This is a genomic window from Hydrogenophaga taeniospiralis CCUG 15921 (assembly GCF_001592305.1).
GTDB lineage: Bacteria > Pseudomonadota > Gammaproteobacteria > Burkholderiales > Burkholderiaceae_C > Hydrogenophaga > Hydrogenophaga taeniospiralis.
Genome location: NZ_BCWR01000001.1, coordinates 611,786 through 633,613, shown reverse-complemented (window position 1 = coordinate 633,613; position 21,828 = coordinate 611,786). Strand labels below are relative to the sequence as shown.

General features: G+C 65.2%; 18 protein-coding genes. 7 read left to right on the top strand and 11 right to left on the bottom strand.

Annotated elements, in window-relative coordinates; all coding sequences use genetic code 11:
- The first annotated feature begins 8 nt into the window (after positions 1-8).
- The 5 genes from HTA01S_RS02890 to ntrC all read left to right on the top strand — a co-directional run bounded on the left by HTA01S_RS02890 (position 9) and on the right by ntrC (position 5,987).
- On the top strand, positions 9-821 hold the full coding sequence (locus tag HTA01S_RS02890; protein ID WP_068167030.1) for a competence/damage-inducible protein A: 813 nt from the start codon (positions 9-11) through the stop codon (positions 819-821).
- A gap of 268 nt (positions 822-1,089) precedes the next feature.
- The gene (gene glnA / locus HTA01S_RS02885; RefSeq protein WP_068167029.1) at positions 1,090-2,505 is read left to right on the top strand and encodes a type I glutamate--ammonia ligase; all 1,416 of its coding nucleotides are present in this window, start codon (positions 1,090-1,092) and stop codon (positions 2,503-2,505) included.
- A gap of 205 nt (positions 2,506-2,710) precedes the next feature.
- Positions 2,711-3,244, top strand: a complete 534-nt coding sequence (locus tag HTA01S_RS02880) for an efflux RND transporter periplasmic adaptor subunit (RefSeq protein ID WP_407656088.1) — start codon at positions 2,711-2,713, stop codon at positions 3,242-3,244.
- Positions 3,245-3,339: 95 nt separating this feature from the next.
- Positions 3,340-4,386: a nitrogen regulation protein NR(II) gene (gene glnL / locus HTA01S_RS02875; protein WP_157571953.1), complete on the top strand. Its 1,047-nt coding sequence runs from the start codon at positions 3,340-3,342 to the stop codon at positions 4,384-4,386.
- A 44-nt stretch (positions 4,387-4,430) separates the two neighbouring features.
- A complete protein-coding gene (ntrC, locus tag HTA01S_RS02870; RefSeq protein WP_068167028.1) occupies positions 4,431-5,987 on the top strand; it encodes a nitrogen regulation protein NR(I) in 1,557 nt (518 codons plus the stop codon).
- A 105-nt stretch (positions 5,988-6,092) separates the two neighbouring features.
- Here the strand turns inward: ntrC and xth are convergent, their stop codons facing one another.
- From xth to HTA01S_RS02850, 4 genes are read right to left on the bottom strand one after another with little or no spacing between them, the layout of a single operon-like run.
- Positions 6,093-6,857, bottom strand: coding sequence for an exodeoxyribonuclease III (xth, locus tag HTA01S_RS02865; protein WP_068167027.1), 765 nt, complete (start codon positions 6,855-6,857; stop codon positions 6,093-6,095).
- A 17-nt stretch (positions 6,858-6,874) separates the two neighbouring features.
- On the bottom strand, positions 6,875-7,378 hold the full coding sequence (locus HTA01S_RS02860) for a dihydrofolate reductase (protein ID WP_068167026.1): 504 nt from the start codon (positions 7,376-7,378) through the stop codon (positions 6,875-6,877).
- 4 nt (positions 7,379-7,382) lie between these two features.
- Complete coding sequence (locus HTA01S_RS02855) at positions 7,383-8,273, bottom strand: DMT family transporter (protein ID WP_084235792.1); 891 nt, start codon at positions 8,271-8,273, stop codon at positions 7,383-7,385.
- A complete protein-coding gene (locus tag HTA01S_RS02850; RefSeq protein ID WP_068167025.1) occupies positions 8,270-9,115 on the bottom strand; it encodes a thymidylate synthase in 846 nt (281 codons plus the stop codon). The genes HTA01S_RS02855 and HTA01S_RS02850 overlap by 4 nt, the downstream gene beginning before the upstream one ends.
- Before the next feature lie 137 nt (positions 9,116-9,252).
- Between HTA01S_RS02850 and HTA01S_RS02845 the strand changes: the two genes are divergently transcribed.
- Positions 9,253-9,873 (top strand): glutathione S-transferase family protein, encoded by a 621-nt coding sequence (locus HTA01S_RS02845; protein ID WP_068167024.1) that lies wholly within the window; start codon positions 9,253-9,255, stop codon positions 9,871-9,873.
- 20 nt (positions 9,874-9,893) lie between these two features.
- On the opposite strand, the gene HTA01S_RS02840 is transcribed toward HTA01S_RS02845, so the two are convergent.
- The 3 genes from HTA01S_RS02840 to HTA01S_RS02830 are packed head-to-tail and all read right to left on the bottom strand — an operon-like array spanning position 9,894 to position 12,999.
- Positions 9,894-11,054, bottom strand: a complete 1,161-nt coding sequence (locus tag HTA01S_RS02840) for an MFS transporter (protein ID WP_068167023.1) — start codon at positions 11,052-11,054, stop codon at positions 9,894-9,896.
- A 47-nt stretch (positions 11,055-11,101) separates the two neighbouring features.
- Complete coding sequence (locus tag HTA01S_RS02835; RefSeq protein WP_068167022.1) at positions 11,102-12,526, bottom strand: FAD-binding oxidoreductase; 1,425 nt, start codon at positions 12,524-12,526, stop codon at positions 11,102-11,104.
- Complete coding sequence (locus HTA01S_RS02830) at positions 12,523-12,999, bottom strand: DUF2069 domain-containing protein (protein ID WP_084235791.1); 477 nt, start codon at positions 12,997-12,999, stop codon at positions 12,523-12,525. Before HTA01S_RS02830 ends, HTA01S_RS02835 begins: the two co-directional genes overlap by 4 nt.
- 68 nt (positions 13,000-13,067) lie before the next feature.
- Between HTA01S_RS02830 and HTA01S_RS02825 the strand changes: the two genes are divergently transcribed.
- A complete protein-coding gene (locus HTA01S_RS02825; protein ID WP_084235790.1) occupies positions 13,068-14,357 on the top strand; it encodes a YihY family inner membrane protein in 1,290 nt (429 codons plus the stop codon).
- A 20-nt stretch (positions 14,358-14,377) separates the two neighbouring features.
- Here HTA01S_RS02825 and HTA01S_RS02820 read toward each other — a convergent pair whose 3' ends face one another.
- From HTA01S_RS02820 to HTA01S_RS02805, 4 genes are all read right to left on the bottom strand, one after another.
- Positions 14,378-15,664, bottom strand: a complete 1,287-nt coding sequence (locus tag HTA01S_RS02820) for a cytochrome P450 (protein WP_245637973.1) — start codon at positions 15,662-15,664, stop codon at positions 14,378-14,380.
- Positions 15,665-15,726: 62 nt separating this feature from the next.
- Entirely contained in the window at positions 15,727-17,247 is a 1,521-nt protein-coding gene (locus HTA01S_RS02815) for an aminotransferase-like domain-containing protein (protein ID WP_068167021.1), read from the bottom strand.
- 125 nt (positions 17,248-17,372) lie between these two features.
- Positions 17,373-20,687 carry a two-component regulator propeller domain-containing protein gene (locus HTA01S_RS24515; protein WP_084235789.1) on the bottom strand — a complete coding sequence of 1,105 codons (3,315 nt, stop codon included), beginning with the start codon at positions 20,685-20,687 and terminating at the stop codon, positions 17,373-17,375.
- A 256-nt stretch (positions 20,688-20,943) separates the two neighbouring features.
- Positions 20,944-21,513 carry a hypothetical protein gene (locus HTA01S_RS02805; RefSeq protein WP_157571940.1) on the bottom strand — a complete coding sequence of 190 codons (570 nt, stop codon included), beginning with the start codon at positions 21,511-21,513 and terminating at the stop codon, positions 20,944-20,946.
- Between the last annotated feature and the right edge of the window lie 315 nt (positions 21,514-21,828).

Sequence of the window (21,828 nt, the reverse complement as noted above, 5' to 3'; positions counted from 1 at the left end):
AAACCACCATGCCACCTTCTTTCGGGCTCATCATCATCGGAGACGAAATCCTCTCCGGCAAACGGGCTGACAAGCACCTGCCCAAAGTCATCGAGCTGCTGGCCGCCCGCGGGCTGTCGCTGACCTGGGCCCACTGCGTGGGGGACGACCGGGAGCGCATCACGGCCACGCTGCGCGACGCGTTCGCCAGCGCCGACGTGGTGTTTTCCTGCGGCGGCATTGGTGCCACGCCCGATGACCACACCCGCCAGTGCGCCGCCGCCGCCCTGGGCGTGGAGCTGCGTTTGCACCCCGAGGCGCGCGATCTGATCGAGCAGCGCATGCGCGACATCGCCGCCGAGCAAGGGCAGGTTTTTGACCCCGAGCGTGCCGACAACGTGCACCGCTACAACATGGGTGTGTTTCCGGTGGGTGCGCGGATCATCCACAACCCCTATAACCGGATTCCGGGCTTTTCATGCGACGGCCCTGGCGGTGGCGTGGTGCATTTCGTGCCCGGGTTTCCCGTGATGGCCTGGCCCATGATCGAAGCCGTGCTGGACCAGCAATACCGCCACTGGCAACGTCCTGGAACTTGGCAGGAGCGGTCGGTGGTGGTCATGGGCACGATGGAGGCCACCCTCACGCCGCTCATGGAACGCATCGAGCAGACGCATCCGGTCAAGGTGTTCAGTCTGCCCAGCGTGGACCATCCGGAGTTCGGTCGGCACATCGAGCTGGGGGTCAAGGGCGCGCCGGCGGCGGTGGCGGCGGCTTTTGGCGACCTGCTGTCGGGCCTGAAGACCTGTGGCGCCGAGCTTGGCCCTGAAATGGTGCGATGAATGAATGCACCATATGAGTGCTATTTGAAGGTGTGCACTGTGATGGTGCGGTTTGACTGAGGGGTGTTGCTGTTTTGTCCACCCACACTTGCGTCACCTGTTTTAAACCGGTGCGTGGCGTCTTGGCGGTGCACCGCCTCGGCGATAATCCCGCCCGAGCAAGCGGGATTGGCATTCCGGGTCTGTGTCGAGCGTCATGCAATGGCACAAATACTGCTTAACTCGTACGTCGTTTTTATTTCCACTCACCCAGCTACAGGAGTATTTGATGGCCAAGACCGTCGCAGACGTGATGCAAATGGTGAAAGACAACGAAGTCAAGTTTGTTGACTTCCGCTTCACCGACACCCGGGGCAAAGAGCAGCACGTGACCGTGCCTGTTTCCCACTTCGACGAAGACAAGTTCACTTCGGGCCACGCGTTCGACGGTTCTTCGGTGGCTGGCTGGAAGGGCATTGAAGCCTCGGACATGCAACTCATGCCCGACCCCAACACGGCCAACATCGACCCGTTCTTCGAAGAGACCACCCTGTTCCTGCAGTGCGACGTGATCGAACCCGGTGACGGCAAGGCCTACGACCGCGATCCGCGCTCGATCGCCAAGCGCGCCGAAGCCTACCTCAAGGCCTCCGGCCTGGGCGACACCGCATTCTTCGGACCGGAACCCGAGTTCTTCATCTTCGACGGCGTGCGTTGGAGCAACGAACCCGGCCGCGTGATGTACGAGATCGAAGAGTACGAAGCCCCGTGGAACAGCGGTGCCAAGCTCGAAGGTGGCAACCGCGGCCACCGTCCCACCGTCAAGGGCGGTTACTTCCCCGTGCCCCCGGTCGACAGCACGCAAGACATGCGCGCCGAGATGTCCCTGATCCTCGAATCGCTGGGCATCCCGGTCGAGGTGTTCCACCACGAAGTGGCGGGCGCTGGCCAGAACGAAATCGGTACCAAGTTCAGCACGCTGGTTGAGCGCGCCGACTGGACCCAGGTCCTGAAGTACGTGGTGCAGAACGTGGCCAACGCCTACGGCAAGACCGCGACCTTCATGCCCAAGCCTTACGCCGGCGACAACGGCTCGGGCATGCACGTGCACCAGTCGATCTGGAAAGACGGCAAGAACCTCTTCGCCGGTGACGGCTATGCGGGCCTGAGCGACTTCGCGCTGTTCTACATCGGCGGCATCATCAAGCACGCCCGTGCCCTGAACGCCATCACCAACCCCGGCACGAACTCGTACAAGCGTCTGGTGCCCGGCTTCGAAGCCCCGGTGAAGCTGGCCTACTCGGCCCGCAACCGCTCGGCCTCGATCCGCATCCCGTACGTGGCCAACCCCAAGGGCCGTCGCATCGAAGCCCGCTTCCCCGATCCTTCGGCCAACCCCTACCTGTGCTTCTCGGCGCTGATGATGGCGGGTCTGGACGGCGTGGAGAACAAGATCCATCCGGGCGAAGCCGCCACCAAGGATCTGTACCACCTGCCCCCGGAGGAAGACAAACTGGTCCCCACCGTGTGCCACAGCCTCGACCAGGCGCTGGACTATCTGGACAAGGACCGCGGCTTCCTGACCAAGGGCGGTGTGTTCACCGACTCCATGCTCGATGCCTACATCGAACTGAAGATGGCCGAAGTCACGCGCTTCCGCATGGCGCCGCACCCGGTCGAATTCGACATGTACTACAGCCTGTGAAGACCGGCCCGGCCTGGCCGGGTTGTTCTTTCACCGGGTCCACGGCCACCGTGGACCCCAAACAAAAGGGACGGCAGATGCCGTCCCTTTTGTTTGGGGTGAGGCAAATTCACCACCCCTGCGCTGGGACGCAGGCACTTTTTGGACGGTTTTCGGTCATACTGAAATGTGATGTACACGCGCCGCCGGCGCATGGAGAAACGTGTTGTTGATTTCTTTGCCTCCCTTCGCCATTCGTTGGTTGATTGCCAGTGCGGCTGGTCTGTGCTTGGTCCAAGCACACGCTCAGGAACGCATCTACCGCTGCGGCAATGAGTACACCAACAATGCCCAGGTGGCCAAAAACCGCGGCTGCAAGCTGATGGAAGGCGGCAACATCACCATCGTGCAGGGCATCACCCCGCAGGCCAGCCGGCCCGCCGCTGCCCCATCCGCCGCGCGTGGGGGTGGCGAGCGAATCAATTCCCCGGAACAACGTGCCCGTGACAGCGACGCGCGTGCCATTCTGGCGGCGGAGCTCCGCAAAGCCGAAGAGCGTCTGGCGCAGGCCCAAAAGGAGTACGCCAACGGCGAGCCCGAGAAGCAGGGCATTGAATCGCGCAACTACCAGCGCTATCTGGACCGCGTGGCCGAACTCAAGGCGGCCGTGGCCCGGGCCGAAGCCGACGTGGCGGGGATCCGCCGCGAATTGGGCCGGTTGGATGGTTCCTCGGGCACCCCCGGAACTGCCGCAAAATAGGTGGCTTGAAAAAGCCTGCCCCCCCCACCCCATCCCTTGCCGCAGACACCCTCGCGGCGCCAGTCAGGCCCGTCGCGCGACCTGCGGCCGCCCCGCTGCGATTCCAGTCTCTGGACCTGCTGGCCACCCTGGTGGCTGTGGTCGCCTCCGACGGCGCCATCCTCTACGCCAATGCGGCGCTGGAGGATGCGTTGGGCATGTCCCGGCGCAGCATCACTGGCGCTTTGCTGCAGGACTGCTTCACCGAGCCCACCTTGCTGCAGAGTGCGTTGAGCGGCGCCCGTGGCAACGAGTTCGCTGCGCTGCGCTACGACGCCTGGCTCAGGCGGGCGACGCACGAACCATTGCCCGTGCACGTGGTGGTGGCGCAGACCGAAACCCCCGGGGAGGTCATCGTCGAGCTGCTGCCGCTGGAACAGCAGACCCGGCAGGAGCGCGAAGAACGCCTGATCGACCAGGCGCAGGCCAACAAGGAACTGATCCGCAACCTTGCGCACGAGATCAAGAACCCACTGGGGGGCATCCGTGGCGCGGCGCAGCTGCTGCAGATGGAGTTGGAATCCAAGGAGCTGATCGAGTACACGCAGGTCATCATCCACGAGGCAGACCGGCTGCAGTCGCTGGTGGACCGGCTGCTCGCGCCGCACCGGCGCCCGCATGTGGTGGGCGACGTGAACATCCACGAGGTGTGCGAGCGCGTGCGTTCGCTGATCGTGGCCGAGTTTCCCAAGGGCCTGCGCGTGGTGCGCGACTACGACACCTCCATCCCCGAGTTCCGGGGCGACCGCGAGCAACTGATCCAAGCGGTGCTGAACATCGCGCACAACGCGGCCCAGGCGCTGGGCGAGCGCATGGCGGTGGGTGATGCGCAGATCACGTTCCGCACGCGGGTGGGGCGGCAAGTGACCTTCGGCAAGCAGCGGTATCGGCTGGCACTGGAATTGCATGTGATCGACAACGGGCCTGGCGTTCCAGACTCGATCAAGGACCGCATCTTTTTCCCGCTGGTGTCGGGGCGTGATGGCGGCTCCGGCCTTGGCCTCACGCTGGCGCAAACCTTTGTCCAGCAGCACCATGGTCTGATCGAGTGTGAGAGCGTTCCGGGTCACACGGATTTCAAACTGCTGATTCCGTTGCCATGAATTCGATACCACAACGCCTCGCCTGACGAAGGGACACAACACACATGAAGCCGATCTGGATAGTGGATGACGACCAATCGATCCGCTTCGTGCTAGAGAAGGCGCTGCTGCGCGAGAACCTGCCGACCCGCAGCTTCACGAATCCCCAGGAGGTCCTCAAGGCGCTGGCGGAAACCCCCGAAAGCGAAGGCCCGCAGATCCTGGTGAGCGACATCCGCATGCCCGGTGGCTCGGGGCTTGATCTGCTGGAGAAGGTCAAGGAAAAGCTCCCTGGCCTGCCGGTCATCATCATGACCGCGTTCTCCGATCTGGACAGCGCGGTCTCCGCCTTTCAGGGCGGCGCCTTCGAGTACCTGCCCAAGCCGTTTGACCTGCCCAAGGCCATCGAGCTGATCCGCCGCGCGGTAGAGGAAAGCCAGCGCGAAGAGGTGTCCGAAGAGCGCATGAGCGCGGCCCCCGAAATGCTCGGGCAGGCGCCCGCCATGCAGGACGTGTTCCGTGCCATCGGGCGCCTGAGCCAGAGCCAGGTCACGGTGCTCATCACCGGCGAGTCGGGCTCGGGCAAGGAGCTGGTGGCGCGCGCCCTGCACAAACATTCGCCGCGTTCGGCGGGCCCCTTCGTGGCCATCAACACCGCCGCGATCCCCAAGGACTTGCTGGAATCCGAACTGTTCGGCCATGAGCGCGGCGCCTTCACCGGCGCACAGACCATGCGCCGCGGACGCTTCGAGCAGGCCGACGGTGGCACGCTGTTCCTCGACGAGATCGGTGACATGCCGTTTGATCTGCAGACGCGGCTGCTGCGTGTGTTGTCCGACGGGCATTTCTACCGCGTGGGGGGCCACAGCGCGGTGCGAGCCAACGTGCGCGTGATTGCTGCCACCCACCAGAACCTGGAGCAGCGCGTCAAGGAAGGCGTGTTCCGCGAAGACCTGTTCCACCGGCTCAACGTGATCCGCCTGCGCCTGCCCGCGCTGCGCGAGCGGCGTGAAGACGTGCCGATGCTCACGCGCTTTTTCCTGCAGCAGAGCGCCACGCAACTGGGGGTGGAGCCCAAACGCATTTCCGAGGCGGCACTGCGGCTGCTGGGTGCGTTCGACTTTCCGGGCAACGTGCGCCAGCTGGAAAACGTGTGCCACTGGCTGACCGTCATGGCGCCGGCCCAGGTGATCGAACTCAAGGACCTGCCCCCCGAGGTGCTGGCGATGGCGGGAACGACGCCCAGTCCAGTCGTTGTGGCACCGGAGGCCATGCCGTCGATCCACGCCATTCCAGAGTCTTTGTCCGCGTCCCAGCCGCAGTCCTTCGCGCAGCCGGTGCATGTCGAGCCGATGGTGTCCGCGCCGTTGAGCGAGCCGCTTTCGGTGCCGCCCGTGATCGGTGTTCCTCAGGCGTGGGAGGCGGGCCTGCAGGTCGAGGCCCAGGCCTTGCTGGCCGAGGGGCGCACCGATGTGTGGGACGTGCTCACGCGCCGGTTTGAAACGCGGTTGATCCAGACCGCGCTGGCCAGCACCCGGGGGCGCCGCATCGAGGCGGCGCAGAAGCTGGGGATCGGTCGCAACACCATCACGCGCAAGATCCAGGAATTGAACCTGGAATGACCCCCGCGGCGCTTCGTGCCACCCCCTGGAAGGGGGCAATGCCTGCGGCCTGGCGAAGCCAGTTCCGCGGCATTCTGGGTTGAGGCATTTCGCGCCGGAGGTGGCTTACGCGAGCGTCAGCACCACCGGCGCGTGGTCGCTGGGGCGTTCGTTCTTGCGTGGGGCCTTGTCGATCCCGCAGGCCGTGGAGCGGGCTTTGAGCGCGTCGCTGATCAGGATGTGGTCGATGCGCAGGCCGCGGTTGCGGCGGAAGGCGAGGTCGCGGTAGTCCCACCAGCTGTAGTTCTTCTCGGGCTGGGGAAACAGGCGGACCGCGTCGCACAGGCCCAGGCCGATGAGCGCCTGCAGATGGGTGCGCTCTTCGGTCGTACAGTGGATGGTTTCACGCAGGCCCACGGGGTCCCACACATCGGCGTCGTCGAGGGTGATGTTGTAGTCGCCCATCAGCACCAGTTGCGGGTGTGAGGCCATTTCGGTGCGCACCCAGTCGCGCAACGCATCAAGCCAGCGCATCTTGTAAGCAAACTTTTCGCTGCCGGGCTCCTGGCCGTTGGGGAAGTAGGCGCCGATCACACGCACGCCGTCGATGGTGGCGCACAGCACGCGCGATTGTTCGTCCGCAAATCCCGGGATGTTGCGGATGACGTCGCTGGCGGGTGCCTTGCTCAGCAGCGCCACGCCGTTGTAGGTCTTCTGCCCGAAGCACTGTGCCTGGTAGCCGATGTCGGCAAAGGCCTGCGCGGGAAACTTGTCGTCGCTGAGCTTGAGCTCCTGCAGTGCCAGCACGTCCACCGGGTTCGCGGCGAGCCAGTCCAGCACCTGGGGCAGGCGCACGGTGAGCGAGTTGATGTTCCAGGTGGCGAGCTGCATGGTGTGTTGGGCCGGGTTCAGGGCTGGCGGGTGTAGGTGACGAAGGCGAACGGCAGACCGTTGGCCGAGACCTGGGCCTCGCGCGTGGTCTCTTTCCACTCGGGGCCGAAGACTGGGGCGAAGGCGTCGCCCTCGAAATCCCGCGCGATCTCGGTGACCACGGCCGTGTCGGCCAGGGGCAGTGCGGCGGCGTAGATCTGCGCGCCGCCGATCACCCAGGCGTCTGTACCGGGCGGGCAGGCGGCCAGCGCTTCGGCCAGGGAGCCGGCGCGGGTGGCGCCGTCGGCATGCCAGGCCGCGTCGCGGGTGACCACGATGTTCAGGCGCCCCGGCAGCGGGCGGAACCTCGGTGGCAGCGAGTCCCAGGTCTTGCGCCCCATGATGACGGGGCAGCCCAGGGTGGTGCGTTTGAAGTGCGCCATGTCTTCGGGCAGGTGCCAGGGCAGGGCGTTGTCCTTGCCGATCACGCCGTTGGCGGCGCGGGCGAAGATGAGGTGCAGTCGGGTGGGTTGGGCGGGCATGGCGCTATTGTGCCGCCGCCACTTTGCGCGCGGGCCACAGCACGCTGGCAATCGCCAGCATCACGAACACCATGGCCAGCCAGTCCTGCCAGTGCGGCACTTCGCCCACGATGACGGTGGCACTGAGCGTACCCACCAGCGGAATCGCCATCACGCTCATGGCGCTGGTGGCCGGCGGCAGGTCGCGCGCCATGCCGAACCAGATCAGCTGTGCCAGACCGTAGTTGATGAGCGCGCCATAGGCCAGGCTGGTCCACATCAGGGGCGTGAACGTGGCCGGCTGCGGCTGGGGCTCCAGCGTGAGCGCCAACGCCCACAACACGCCACTGCCTAGCAGCAGCATCCAGACCGTGACCACCATGGGCGTGAGCGTGAGATGGGCGCGGCGAAACATCAGCGTGCCCAGCGCCCAGGACGCGGCCGCTCCCAGCATCCAGACCACGCCCGCGGGTCGGCCCGAGAGGCGCTGCAGCTCGTGCCACAGCAGCAGGGCAATGGCCAGCGCCACGCAGACCACCGCCAGACGCACGCGCGGCGTGATGCGTTCGCCGAAGAAGGCCGCGCCGATCAACACCGTGAAGATCGGCATGGTGAAGCCCAGGATGGCCGCGCGACCCGAGGCCAGTTCCTGCACGCCGAAGATGGACAGCGTGTGCCAGCCCAGCACGTTGGGCAGGCCGAGCCAGGCGATGGCGGCCCACTCGCGCCCGGTCGGGCGCATGCGTTCGCCTCGGGCGGCCACGTAGACGAACAGCCAGGCCGCGCCGATCAGCATGGTGCTGGCGCGGAAATACAGCGGCGAGAGCTGCTGCAGCGAGAGCTTCATCATGGGCCAGTTGACGCCCCACATGAGCGTGAGGGCCAGCAGCGCCCAGAGCTGGCGGCGGGTGATCAAACTGCCACGGGCGCCTTGATCGCCGGGTGGCACTCGTAGCCGACCACCTCGAAGTCCTCGTATTCGTAATCGAAGATCGAGGCCGGCCGGCGCTTGATGTTCAGCGTCGGATAGGCGAAGGGCGCGCGGCTCAGTTGCAGTGCCACCTGCTCGTGGTGGTTGCTGTAGATGTGGCAGTCGCCACCGGTCCAGATGAAGTCGCCCACGTCCAGGTCGCACTGCTGCGCCACCATGTGGGTGAGCAGGGCGTAGCTGGCGATGTTGAAGGGCACGCCGAGGAAGATATCGGCGCTGCGCTGGTAGAGCTGGCAGCTGAGTTTGCCGCGGCCGCCCGGCTCGGTGGCGGGGGCCACGTAGAACTGGAAAAACGCGTGGCAGGGCATGAGGGCCATCTTGTCCAGTTCGGCCACGTTCCAGGCGCTCACGATGATGCGGCGCGAATCGGGGTTGGTCTTGAGCGTGTGGATGACGTCGGCGATCTGGTCGATATGGCCGCCGTCGGGCGTGGGCCAGCTGCGCCACTGCACGCCATAGACCGGACCCAGATCGCCGTCTGCGCGCGCCCATTCGTCCCAGATGGTGCAGCCGCGTTCCTGCAGCCATTTCACGTTGCTGTCACCGCGCAGGAACCACAGCAGCTCGACGATGATGGCCTTGAGGAACACCTTCTTGGTGGTCACCAGCGGGAAGCCTTCGTTGAGGTCGAAGCGCATCTGGTGGCCGAACACGCTCTTGGTGCCGGTGCCGGTTCGGTCGCCCTTGTCCACGCCGTTCTCAAAGACGTGGCGCATGAAATCTTCGTATTGCGAGCGCACGGGGCGCTGGGGGCTATGGTCGGTCATGGGACAGTTTCAGAGGCCAACGGGCAGGCGAAACCACGATTGTGCCCGCTCTGGATCACCCCTGCGCCACGGTGGACCGCCACGCGTCTGCGGGCTACGATGCGCCCTCGCTACACCCCGCCAACAGGAGACCTGCCATGCCTTCACTCACGCTCTACACCAACCCCCAGTCTCGCGGCCGCATCGCCCACTGGATGATGGAAGAACTGGATGAGCCCTTTGAGACCATCTGGCTCGACTACGGCACCACCATGAAAGCGCCGGACTACCTGGCGATCAACCCCATGGGCAAGGTGCCGGCTCTGCGCCATGGCGACAAGGTGGTGACCGAGGCCGCAGCCATCTGCGCCTACCTGGGCGACCGGTTCCCGGAAAAAGGCCTGATCCCGCCGCCCGGTTCACCGGCCCGGGCCGACTACTTTCGCTGGATGTTTTTCGCCGCCGGGCCGCTGGAGCAGGCCGTGGTGGCGCGCGCGCTCGGCTGGACCGTGCCCGAGGGCCGCAGCGTGATGGTGGGCTTCGGCAGTTACGCCGACACCATGAATACGCTGGAACTCGGGCTGTCAAGAGGGCCGTATGTGTGCGGTGAGCAGTTCACCGCGGCCGATGTGTACGTGGGATCCAGCCTGGTCTGGGGCCTGATGTTCGGCACCATCGAGAAGCGGCCGGTGTTCGAGGCCTATGCCGCGCGGATGCAGGCGCGGCCGGCCTGGCAGCGTTCGGCCCGGATCAACGAGGCACGCACCAAACCCGCTTGAGGTTGCGCCGTCTCCGCCCCTCAAGTCAACCGGTCGAGCGAGCGGGTCGCCCACAGCAGGGCGATCAGCAGCACCACCACCACCGGCATCACCGCGCCGAGCCCGACCCAGGTGGCCAGCAGGCCAAACGCGGCCGGGATGACCGAGCCGCCCGCATAGGCGGCCATCATCTGCCGGCCGATCACGGTGCGCGCCACGTCCGCCGGAAAGCGGCGCGCGGCTTCGTGCATCAGCGAGGGGAACACGGGCGCGCAGCCCAGGCCCATGAGCACCAGGCCGGCCAGCGACAGCGCCGCTGGCAGGCCGGGCAGGGCGAACAGTGTTGCGCCGGCCAGGGCCAGCGCAACCCCCAGGCCCACCAGCCGCCGGTTGCCCAGGCGGTTCGAGACCAGGCCCACACCGAAACGCCCCGCAGTGATGGAACCGAAGTACACGGAAACCCAGAAGCCCGCCTGGGCCAGGCTGGTGCCCCGGCTGTTCACCAGGATGCTGGCGGCCCACAGGCCGGTGCCCATCTCGGCTGCCACGTAGAACAGGAAACACAGCGGGGCCAGCCACAGAGCGCGGCGCGAAACCGGCTTGAACACCACGGGCGGCTCGTCTACCGCGGCGGCGTCGGTCGGGTGGCTGCGTTCGCGCCGCCAGAGAGACAGCGTGGACCAGAGCAGCACGGCCAGCGTGAGCTGGGCCAGCCCGAGGGTGAGCACGCCACGGGTCCAGCCGCCCGGGCTGGCCAGGGCCAGGCCCATCACGGCCGGGCCGGTGGTGGCGCCCACGCCCCAGAAACCGTGCAGCCAGTTCATGTGGCGCGACGAGTAGTGCGCGGCCACAAAATGGTTCAGGCTGGCATCGACTGCACCGCCACCCGCGCCCAGCGGAATGCCCAGCAGCACCAGCCAGGCAAACGAGGGTGCGACCGAAAACCCCACCAGGGCCAGCGCGGTCATCAGGCAACTGGCCGCGACCACCACGCCGGTGCCCACCCGCGCGACGATGCGCCCGGCGAAACCCGCGCTGAGGGCGGCGCACACCGTCATGGTGATGGTCAGCACGCCCACGGCGGCCAGGGGTTGGCCCAGGTCTTCCCGCATGGCGGGCCAGATGACGCCCATGACGGCGTCGGGCAGCCCCAGGCTGACGAAAGACACGTAGACGATGGCGAGCAGGAGCAGGTGGGCCAAGCAGCGGATCTCGGAGGGTTATAGGGGACCGGCGATGCCAGCCCGGCTCAGCGCGTCAGCACGCGCCCGGGGTTCAGCAGGTTCTGCGGATCCAGCGCCTGTTTGATGGAGCGCATCAGCGCCAGCGCCACCGGGTCTTTGTAGTGCGGCAGCTTGTCCACCTTGAGACTGCCGATGCCGTGCTCGGCGCTGATCGAGCCCTCGAACCGCGCCACCGCGTCGAACACCAAGGTGTTCACGCGCGCTTCCTGTTCGCGCAGGAAGGCCTTGGGGTCGCCGTCGGCCGGCGCCTGCACGTTGTAGTGCAGGTTGCCGTCGCCCAGGTGGCCGAAGTTCACCAGGCGCACGCCGGGGATTTCGCGCTCCAGCAGGGCGTCGGTCTCGGCGCAGAAAGCCGGGATGCTGGACACCGGGATGCTGATGTCGTGTTTGATGTTCAGGCCCTCTTCGGCCTGCGCCAGCGGAATGCTCTCGCGGATGTGCCAGAGCTGGTGCGCCTGCTGCAGGCTCTCGGCCACCACGGCGTCGCTCACTACGCCGTTCTCGAACGCGGTCTCCAGCAGGCGCTCGAACTGCGCACGCGCGTGGGCTTCGGACTCGCTGTCGCTGTTCTCAAGAAGTACGCAGTAGGGTGAGTCTTCCCATAGCGGCACGCGCTGCTGCGGAAAGTGTTTCGCCACCAGGCTCAGCGCGAATTGGCCCATGACCTCGAAGCCGGTGAGGCCCGCGCCCAGGTGCTGGTGCGCCAGGCCGAGCAGGGCCACCGCCGTCTCCAGCGAGGGCACGGCGGCCCAGGCCGTGAGCGTGGCCGCGGGCAGCGGGTAGAGCTTCATGGTGGCCGCCGTGATGATGCCCAGCGTGCCTTCGCTGCCGATGAACAGGTCACGCAGGTCGTAGCCGGTGTTGTCCTTGCGCAGGCCGGTCAGGCCGTGCCACACCTCGCCCTGCGCGGTGACGACTTCCAGTCCCAGGCAGAGTTCGCGCGCGTTGCCATAGCGCACCACCTGGGTGCCGCCGGCGTTGGCGGCGAGGTTGCCGCCGATGGTGCAGCTGCCTTCGGCCGCGAGCGAGAGCGGGAACAGGAAGCCGGCTTTCTCGGCCGTTTCCTGCAGCGTCTGCAACACGCAGCCGGCTTCCACCGTCATGGTGAGGTTGGCGCCGTCGATGTCGCGCACCGCGTTCAGCCGCGTGAGGCTGAGCACCACCTGCGTGCCGCTGTCATCGGGCACCGAGCCCACCACCAGGCCGGTGTTGCCGCCCTGCGGCACGATGGACGCGCCTGCGGCGGCGCAGGCTTTCACCACCGCGGCCACCTCGGCCGTGCTGCCCGGGCGCACCACGGCCAGGGCCCGGCCATGGGCACGCTGGCGCCAGTCCCGTTCCCAGGCGCTCAGATCGGTGGCAGGGTCTTCGTGCGTGAGCACATGGGGTGCACCCACGATCTGTCGCAGGTCGTTCAGCAGCGTGATCATTTCTGCACCTGGGGCGTGGGTTGGACCGGGTCGGCCGCGGCACCGGTGGCGGCGGCGTGGCGGGCCTTGTCGGCTTCCACCGCCTCCTTGCCCGCGGCGCGCAGACGCATGCGCACGTGCAGCGCGCAGGCCACGAACAGCGCCACGCACAGCAGCACCTCGATGCCGGCCAGTGCGGCGGACAGCCCGCTGTCGCTGGTGGCGCGCACCGCGCCTTCGGTGAAATAGACCCACACCAGCAGGCTGAGCCAGCGGTAGGTGTACATGCGGTTCTTCAGCAAGCCGGCCAGCGGCAGGGTGAGCGGCAGCACCTTGAGCACCAGCCAGGAGCCGCCCGGGCGCAGCGGTGCGAGCCAGAGTTCCCAGGCCAGGCCCAGCACGATCAGACCCAGCAGGCTGCCCACGGCAAGCCAGCGGGTGAACGAGACGCCGGGCGAGGCGGGCGACGAAGGGGTGTGCAGGGCGGCGGGCATGGAGGGGGCGGTTGGTGGGGCACCGGCACCGGAAGTGCGCCCCATGGACAATCTGGGATGATACCGGGATGACCCTGATCGAGCGTCTGCGGACGATGGAAACCCTCTTGCGCGAACTGTGGCGCGACACGCTGAAATTCCCCTGGCGCAACACCGCTTTCACGCTGCGCGAACGCTTTCGCGAAGACCGTCTGGGCGTGACCGCCAGCAGCCTGACTTTCACCACCACCATCTCGCTGGTGCCGCTGTTCACCGTGGCCCTGGCCATCTTCAGCGCCTTCCCCATGTTCGACCGGCTGCAGGCCACGCTGCAGCGCTGGCTGATCCAGAGCCTGGTGCCCGACAACATCGCCAAGCAGGTGCTGAGCTACCTCAACCAGTTCGCCAGCAAGGCCGGACAGATGGGCTGGGCCGGCGCGCTGGTGCTGCTGGTGACCGCGCTGGCCCTGATCCTCACCATCGACCGCAAGCTCAACGACATCTGGCGCGTGCGCCAGGCGCGTTCCCTGACCCAGCGCGTGCTGGTGTACTGGGCGGTGCTGACCCTGGGGCCGCTGCTGCTGGCCGGCAGCCTCACCGCCACCTCCTACGCCCTGACCGTCTCGCGCGGCGTGGTGTCGTTCATGCCGGGCGGCATCCGCCTGCTGCTGGACTCGGTGCAGTTCGCGCTGGTGACGGGCGGGCTGGCCGCGCTCTACCGCTACGTGCCCAACACCCACGTGCGCTGGAGCCATGCGCTGGTGGGTGGCGCCTTCGTGGCCATCGGCCTGGAACTGGCCAAGAAGGCGCTGGCTCTGTACCTGGCGCAGGTGCCCACGTATTCGGTGGTGTACGGCACCTTCGCCACTGTGCCGATCCTGCTGGTGTGGTTTTACGTGGCCTGGGTGATCGTGCTGCTGGGCGCGGTGGTGGCCGCCTACCTGCCCAGCCTGCTCTCGGGCGTGGCGCGGCGCGGTGACTCCCCGGGCTGGAACTTCCAGCTCGCGCTGGAACTGCTGCAGCAGTTGCACCGTGTGCGCGACGACGCGCCCAAAGGCCTGGCTCTGGCATCGTTGGCCCAGGTGCTGCGGGTGGACCCACTCCAGCTCGAAGAGCCGGTGGCGGCGCTGGTGGGGCTGGACTGGCTGGGCCGGCTGGACGAAGAGGACGAGCGCTACGTGCTGCTGGTGGACCCGGCGGCGACCCCGATGGCGCCCCTGCTGGACCGCCTGCTGCTGGCGCGCAACGCCGGCAACGCGCGCTTCTGGTCCGAAAGCCGCTGGTCGCAGATGACCCTGGCGCAGGCGCTGGCACAAACCCCCGAGGCGGGGGTGGACCCGCACGGCACGGTGGGTGGGCCACCGGTCGCGGCCGGCTGATCCGGTCCGGTGGGTGCCGCTCAGCTCACGCTGAACGGCGCGCCCAGGAAACCGCGAAAGCGCGCTCGACCGCCGCGCACTGGCGCCTGGCTGAGCCGGTAGTCCGGAAAGCGCTGCAGAAAGCGGCCGATGGCGATGCGGCCTTCGAGCCGCGCCAGGCTCAGGCCCGCGCATTGGTGGATGCCGAAGCCGAACGCCAGATGTTTGTTGCCCTCGCGTTTCAGGTCCAGCGTCTCGGGCCGGGCGAACTGCGCCGGATCGCGGTTGGCCGCGCCGATGCACAGCGTGACCAGCGCGCCTTCGGGCAGGTCCACGTTACCCACCTGTGTGGGCTTCAAGGCCCGCCGGTTGCCGAGCTGGTTGGACGACTCGAAGCGCAGGAACTCGTCCACCGCGAGCGTGAGCAGCTGTTCCTGCGCGGCGGCCTCGCTGGCCGTGGCCCGCAGGTCGGCCAGCAGGCCGGCTTTGGCGGCCGGGAACTCTTCGAGCAGGATCAGGCCGTTGCCGATCAGGTTGGTGGTGGTTTCGTGGCCGGCGTTGAGCAGGAAGATGCAGTTCTGCAGCAACTCGACTTCGCTGAGCCTTTCGCCATCTACCTCACCCTGGATCAGGCGCGTGAGCACGTCACGCTCCGGGTCGCCGGGGCGCTGCCGGCGCTCGGCCACCAGGGTGCGCAGGTACACCAGCATCTCGCTCACGCTCCGGTTGCCCAGCGCGTGCTGCGCGGGCGACACCACCGGCTCCAGCGCGCCCAGGATGGCGAGCGACCAGGCGCGCAGCGGCCCGCGGTCGGCGTGCGGCACGCCCAGCAGGTTGCCGATGATCTCCACCGGAATGGCCGAGGCGAAATCCTCGATCAGGTCGCCGCCCCCCCGGGCTTCGATGGCATCGAGCAGGCTGTCCACCAAGGCGACCAGGCCGGACTCCATGTCGGCGATGGCGCGGCGGGTGAGGGCGCCCATGATGAGTTTGCGCACGCGGGTGTGCAGCGGCGGGTCGTTGAACACCAGGCTGGTGGTGTGGTGCTCGTACAGCGCCGAACCCGCGCCGTACTTGGGCGCGAACTCCACGTGTTTGTCGGAGCTGAAGGTGGCCGCGTCGCGGTACACCGCCACCAGGTCGGCGTAGCGGGTGATGAACACCGAGCCGTCGGGCATGTGGCGCACCGGCTCGTGCTCGCGCAGGGCGGTGTACACAGGGTAGGGGTTGGCCAGGAAGTCGGCGGGCAGGGCGCGTAGGTCGAAGGCGGTGGCGATCTCGCGCGCCCGCGCCGCGCTCATGGGTGGGGTGATCTGGTCTTGGAACATCGTGCGGCCATTGTGGCCGCGGGCGCTGGAACGCGGGTGCTGGTTTTCCCGCCGGGAGTCGCTCAGGCGCGCCGCAGCACCGGGGGCGTCGGGCTCGCGGCGGGGCGCTCCAGCATCTGGCGCGCGATCTCGCCGATGCGCGCCAGGGCCTGCATGGTGACGGCGTTCCAGGGGCCCGAGAAGTTCAGGCGCAGGCAGTTGCGGTAGCGGTCGGTGGCGGTGAACAGCTCGCCCGGGCCGAAGGTGATGCCTTCGCTGGCGCAGCGCCGGAACAGGTCCATGCAGCCGATGGCCGGATTGAGCTCCAGCCACAGCGTGTCGCCCGACGGCGGGTTGCTCACGCGCGTGCCTGGCGGAAAGTGGTGCGCGATCAGGTGCCGGGCCTCGTTGCGGCGCTGCCGCATGTGGGCGGTGAGGCGTCGCAGGTGGGCTTCGTAGCTGCCCTGGGTGAGCAGGTCGGCCAGGGCTTCTTCCAGCACCACGTTGGTGGCCGCGCCCTGCAGCCGCTTGTGGGTGGCGATGGCATCGCGCCAGCGGCCCGCGGCCACCCAGCCCAGGCGGATGCCCGGTGTCAGGGTCTTGGCGAACGAGCCGCAGATCATGACGTTGCCCTCGGTGTCGTAAGCCTTGGCGGCCTTGCGCCGCTCGTCGCCGGCCAGCAGGTCGTTGAACACCACGTCCTCGATCAGCGGCACCTGCCGCCGGGCCAGCAACTGTACCAGGCGCTGCTTGGCCGACAGCGGCATCACCGAGCCCAGCGGGTTGGACAGCGTGGGGGCCGCAAGCACGGCCTTGACGGGCTGCGTGTCCAGCGCCAGTTCCAGCGCGGGCAGCGAGAGCCCGGTGGCCGGGTGGGTAGGAATCTCCAGCACCCGCAGGCCCTGGGATTCGATCAGGTCGAGGTAGCCGAAGAAGGTTGGCGACTCCAGCGCCACCACGTCCCCCGGCTGTGTGACGGCGCGCAGGCACAGGCTGACCGCCTGGGTGCAACTGGCGGTGATGACGATGTCCGAGGCATCGAATCCGCAACCCAGGTGCAGGGCGCGCTGCGCCACCGCCGCGCGCAGCGCGGGCCGCCCGGCATCGGCCTTGTTGTATTCGGTCAGGCTGCGCCGGTGCACGCGCGAGGCGCGGCCCATGGCCACCCGCAGGCGCTCGTCGTCGAACAGGTCGCTGCTTTCCGGTGTGAAGCCGCCAAAGCTCGCTCGGTCACCGGGCTGGTGCAGCAGGGCGAACGCTTCGGAACGGCTTTGGCGCTCCAGCAGGAAGCTGCGCTGTGGTGGTGCGCTCAGGCCGGGCTGGGCGATGCGCTGGGCGCGCTTCACGAAGTACCCGGCCTTGGGGCGTGCCTGCACCAGGCCCTGTTCCTCCAGTTGGCGAAAGGCCTGCATGGCGGTGGAGATGGACACGCCCTGGGTGAGCGCCGTCTCGCGCACCGACGGCAAGCGCTGGCCGGCCTTGAAGGTGCCGCTGTGGATGAGCTGTGCCAGTGTCTGCGCGATCTGCTGGTACAGCGGCAGGGCGGGGGCGGGGCTGGCGGGTGGAACCGGACACAGCGTGAGGGTGGGGGGCGGCGCTGGCATGGCGTTTCCATGCTAACCCAGCGCTCGGTCGCCACCGGGGCCAGGGGTCGGCACCGACCGGTACAGATGGGCCCGAAAGAGACCACACAGATGCATGGGGTGGTTGGCGGTCACCATGACCGTCTTCAGGCTTTTTCCTTCGGTAGCGAGAAATAGAACGTTGCACCGACATCAACCGCCCCTTCTGCCCGCGCCCGGCCGCCATGCCGGCTGATGATCCTGAAAACGTTGGCCAGACCGATGCCTGTGCCCTGAAAATCTTCCATGCGGTGCAGGCGTTGAAAGACACCGAAGAGCTTGTCGCGGTATTGCATGTCAAAGCCGGCGCCGTTGTCCCGGATGAAAACCACGGTTTCCGCCGCCTGGTCAGGCTCGCAGCCGATGGTGATCTCTGCCCTCTCACGCTTCTGGGTGTATTTCAGGGCGTTCGAGATCAGGTTGACCAGCACGACCCGCAACATGGCCTGATCGCCGACGACCACGGGCAGTTCGCCGATGCGCCAATCGATCTCTCTGCCCTCGGTCTCCGGCGCCATCTCCTGAACGACATCGGCCACCAGGGCACCCAGGTCCACAGAGGTTTTGCTCAGCTCCTGGCGCCCCATCCGCGAGAAAGACAGCAGGTCGTCGATCAGCGTGCCCATGTGGTTTGTCGCGCTGGCAATCGTTTCGATGAGCTTCCGATTGTCTGCATCGAGCGTCGGCTCAATGTTCTCCCTGAGTAGCGACAGATAACCGTCGATGTGGCGCACCGGTGCACGCAGATCGTGCGAGACGGAATGGGAAAAGGCCTCCAGCTCCTTGTTTTTCGCGGCCAGTTCGGCTGTGCGCTCGGTCACGTCGCGTTCCAGCTTCTGGCTGTATCGCCTCAGGCGCATGATCCGCAGGCGATAGCCGCTGAACGCCAGGCCCAGCAGGAGCGTCAACGCCAGACTGAGGAACCACCACGTGGCCCACCAGGGTGGCGTGATCTGCACCGTGAGCGCTGCTCCCTCTTCATTCCAGAGACCATCGTTGTTCGATGCCTTGACCCGGAACCGGTACACACCAGGATCAAGGTTGGTGTAGGTGGCGAAACGGTTTTCCGCGTCCGTGTACCGCCACTCCGTATCAAACCCTTCCAGCAAATAGGCGTAGCGGTTTTTTTTCGGAGCCGTGTAGTTGAGTGCTGCAAACTGAAAGCGAAAGACGGACTGGTCGTGGCGAAGAGTGATGCCTGGCGCAACGTTGATCGCCTGCTGGAGCGGAGAATCCTTGCCGCCGATTTCAACCGGTTTGTTGAAGAGTGAAAAACTGGTCAGCACCACCGGTGGCGGCGTCGGGTTGTCCATCATTTTGTCCGGATTGAATGCGCTCAATCCTTTGACGCCGCCAAAGAACAATTGCCCGTCTGGCGATTGGGCATGGGCTATTCGGGAGAACTCGTTGCTTTGGAGGCCGTCGTGGGCATCGTAGTTGCGAAAGGTTTTGTTTTTGGGGTCAAAGCGGGAGAGTCCGTTTGTCGTGCTCACCCAAAGGTTTCCCTGCGCATCGCCCCGCACGCCCACAATGGAGCTGCTTGCCAGACCGTCCTTTTCCGTGTAGTGGTGGGTGAATTTTTCGGACAATGGATCAAAACGGAAAAGGCCTGAACTCGCTCCTACCCAAAGACCCGTCTGGTCTGAATAGATATCCTGCACCCAATTGGCGGCTTGGTTACCGGGTTGCTCAGGGTCGAGCAGGTAGTTGGTGAATGTCCCGGTTGCTGGATCGTACCGGACCAGCCCCCTCTTGACCGTACCGATCCAGAGCACCCCGTTTTGACCTACAAAAAGTGCATAGATGTAGGGGTCGGGCAGGCTGTTGGGATCTTCTTTGTCCGGTTTGAAATGAACAAAGTTTTGCCCGTCAAAATAATCCAGCCCGAGGCCCTGCATTCCAATCCACAAACCACCCTTGGCGTCTGCGGCAATATTTTTCACCAAATTCCCGGCTAGGCTTTTCGGGTTGTCTGGCTCATTTCGGTAGTGAATGAATTGTTGACCGTCAAAGCGACTTATGCCCCCGCCGTTGGTGCCAATCCACAGCCTGCCCTGGGCGTCCTCGGTGATCGTTCGCGCGGTGCCGGGGCTGAGGCTCTTTGGGTTCTTTGGATCATGTCTGTAGTGGGTAAACGTTTGCCCGTCAAAACGATCCAGGCCCGTTTCAGTGCCAATCCAGACGTTGTGTGCTTTGTCTACGTGGATGCCTGTGACGTTGTTGTGGCTCAGGCTGTTGGTGTCGCCAGGATTGTTGCGGTAGGTGATGAATTTCCCCGGCTCTCCAGGCAAGCGGCTGACGCCGTTGTAGATGGTGCCAATCCACAGTGCACCAGAGCGATCTTCGTACAGTGCGCCGGAATTGATGACACTGTTGCCCAGACTGTCGGGATTGTGTGGATCGTGGTGGTATTGGACAAAGGTTCCCTTCTCTCGATCGAGCAGATTCAGGCCATTGTTGGTGGCCACCCAGAAGTGGCCCGCCCGATCCTCATAGGCCATCGTCACCTCGTCATCGCTGATGCTGTCGGGGTTGTTGGGGTCGGAGTGATACTGGGCGAATGTTTTGGTCTGTGCATCAAAACGGTTGAGTTTCCCCCGTGTGGAAATCCACACGGTGCCTGCACGATCCTGAAAGATGTGGGTAACGACGTTGTTGCTCAGGCTGGTGGGATCGTCTGGTTTGTGTTGATACCGTGTAAAACGCCCGGTTGACGGATCTAATACATTGACCCCGCCTTTGCGTGTTCCCAACCACAACAGACCGGTTTTCTGGTCCCTCCAGATGGCTCGTACATCGTTGTCACTCAGGCTGGTGGGGTCCTTGGGGTCATTTTTGTACGTGAAAAAGGTTCCTGCCTTGCGATCAAAGCGGCTCAGCCCACCACCGGTGGCGATCCACAGCATGCCGGCCTCGTCCTCATAAAACGCCTTCACATCGTCACTTGGCAGACCCGTCGGATGGTTGGGCTGAAAGCGGTAGCGCTCGAAGCTATCTGTTTTTGGGTCGTACCGGTTCATGCCCCCGCCAATTGTGCCCACCCATAAATCGCCGCCGCGGTCAACAAAAAGCGTCCAGACATTGTCATTGCTGAGGCTTTGATTGCTTTGAGTATTGTGTTTGTAGGACTTGAAGGTATATCCGTCGTAGCGATTCAATCCTCCCAGCCATGTGCCAAACCACATGAAGCCCTGCTGATCCTGAACGATGGCCCGTACATCCGATTGCGACAGGCCGTCCTCAATGGTCAGGCGGGAAAATACAACCTCTTTTTTTGTCTTGTAAGGAGATTTGCTGTTTTTCTCAATGAAATTTGATTCGCCTATCTCCTGGGGATTGGTTTCCATACCAGCCACTCCCTCGGCAACCAAGATGATTGCAGCCAGCAAGATTGCTTTTTTCAGCATGGCTTTGGTATTCATTATTGTCTCTGTGTTTTAAGGGTGGCCTGCCGTGAGATGGTGTCTGGTTGATTTTCAAAGATATAAAGACAACATTGAGATGGTGCATGCCAGTTTGAGTAGGACTTTACCTTTGGTATCGCTGTTCCGTGCCGTGACTGCTGTCTGTCAGATGATCGATTTGGGAAATATCAAATTACTCGAAAAACAGATGCTTCGCTCAACATTCACATGACCAGATAGAACGGAAGATATTCGGCTCCTTTTTCTGGCGCACTCATGTCCGCAATTCCTGGAAACTATTGCGTGAGCTGTGCGGCTTGGTTGGGTCGGGTTTGCATTGCATCAGGTGGCGCGCAGTCGGGTCCGATGGCAGGATGCCGGCTTCCCCGGTGCCCAGCCACAGCGCACCTGTCGCATCTTCGTGAACCGTCGAAATCGCATTGAGACTGGCCGCATCCCGCAGACCCGTGCCGATGGCTTGCCGGGTGAGGTGTCCGGTGTGCCGATCCAGCAAAGCCATGGCCCCTTCGGTCACCGTCCGGAATCTCCCGGTTGCACACCAAGGGAAGCCATGGGCGTTCTGGGCAATGCCATACACATTCCTGGAGGACAGACCCGCTTCTTCTGTGAGGGCCGCGAGCGGGATGTCCGTGCCAGCGATCACCCGCAGACCCCGCGTATCCGGAGACTCGAGCGCCTGGGCCACCATGGGCGCGGAACCCGGGAGCGCCAGCACGGTCAGGGATGAAGCAATCGCAGTCCAAAAGAATGCGTGAGCGTTCATTTTTTTCTTGTTGCCGTTCTTGTACGTTGTACGGGATCCTGTTTCACGGGGCGCTGCCATTTTCTCAGGATGGCGGTTCCTGCTGCGTTGGACTATTTTTCCTTGATTGGGTGGCAGTAGCAAGAAATAGTTAGTGTGTCGAGTCCAGGCATCGCGCCGACGTCAACCGCTTCTTCCGTACACGTCTGGCCGCCCTATCGGGCTACGATTCTGAAGACCGATGCCCTTGCTGCCTCGCGCGCGGCGCCGGTGTGTGCCGCTGACCGGTACAGATGGGCCTGAAAGAGACCACACAGATGCGGTCTGTGCGGGTCTGGCAGGCGCCAATTGGGAGGTCTGTGTGTCTGTTGCGCGAGGGCGCAAACCCGGACAGTG

Excerpts from the sequence above, each read along its gene's own strand:
- HTA01S_RS02890 (WP_068167030.1), top strand. The coding sequence starts at position 9 with ATGCCACCTTCTTTCGGGCTCATCATCATCGGAGACGAAATCCTCTCC.
- glnA (WP_068167029.1), top strand. The coding sequence starts at position 1,090 with ATGGCCAAGACCGTCGCAGACGTGATGCAAATGGTGAAAGACAACGAA.
- ntrC (WP_068167028.1), top strand. The coding sequence starts at position 4,431 with ATGAAGCCGATCTGGATAGTGGATGACGACCAATCGATCCGCTTCGTG.
- xth (WP_068167027.1), bottom strand. The coding sequence starts at position 6,857 with ATGCAGCTCGCCACCTGGAACATCAACTCGCTCACCGTGCGCCTGCCC.
- HTA01S_RS02860 (WP_068167026.1), bottom strand. The coding sequence starts at position 7,378 with ATGCCCGCCCAACCCACCCGACTGCACCTCATCTTCGCCCGCGCCGCC.
- HTA01S_RS02850 (WP_068167025.1), bottom strand. The coding sequence starts at position 9,115 with ATGACCGACCATAGCCCCCAGCGCCCCGTGCGCTCGCAATACGAAGAT.
- HTA01S_RS02845 (WP_068167024.1), top strand. The coding sequence starts at position 9,253 with ATGCCTTCACTCACGCTCTACACCAACCCCCAGTCTCGCGGCCGCATC.
- HTA01S_RS02835 (WP_068167022.1), bottom strand. The coding sequence starts at position 12,526 with ATGATCACGCTGCTGAACGACCTGCGACAGATCGTGGGTGCACCCCAT.
- HTA01S_RS02830 (WP_084235791.1), bottom strand. The coding sequence starts at position 12,999 with ATGCCCGCCGCCCTGCACACCCCTTCGTCGCCCGCCTCGCCCGGCGTC.
- HTA01S_RS02825 (WP_084235790.1), top strand. The coding sequence starts at position 13,068 with ATGACCCTGATCGAGCGTCTGCGGACGATGGAAACCCTCTTGCGCGAA.
- HTA01S_RS02820 (WP_245637973.1), bottom strand. The coding sequence starts at position 15,664 with ATGTTCCAAGACCAGATCACCCCACCCATGAGCGCGGCGCGGGCGCGC.
- HTA01S_RS02815 (WP_068167021.1), bottom strand. The coding sequence starts at position 17,247 with ATGCCAGCGCCGCCCCCCACCCTCACGCTGTGTCCGGTTCCACCCGCC.
- HTA01S_RS24515 (WP_084235789.1), bottom strand. The coding sequence starts at position 20,687 with ATGAATACCAAAGCCATGCTGAAAAAAGCAATCTTGCTGGCTGCAATC.
- HTA01S_RS02805 (WP_157571940.1), bottom strand. The coding sequence starts at position 21,513 with ATGGCAGCGCCCCGTGAAACAGGATCCCGTACAACGTACAAGAACGGC.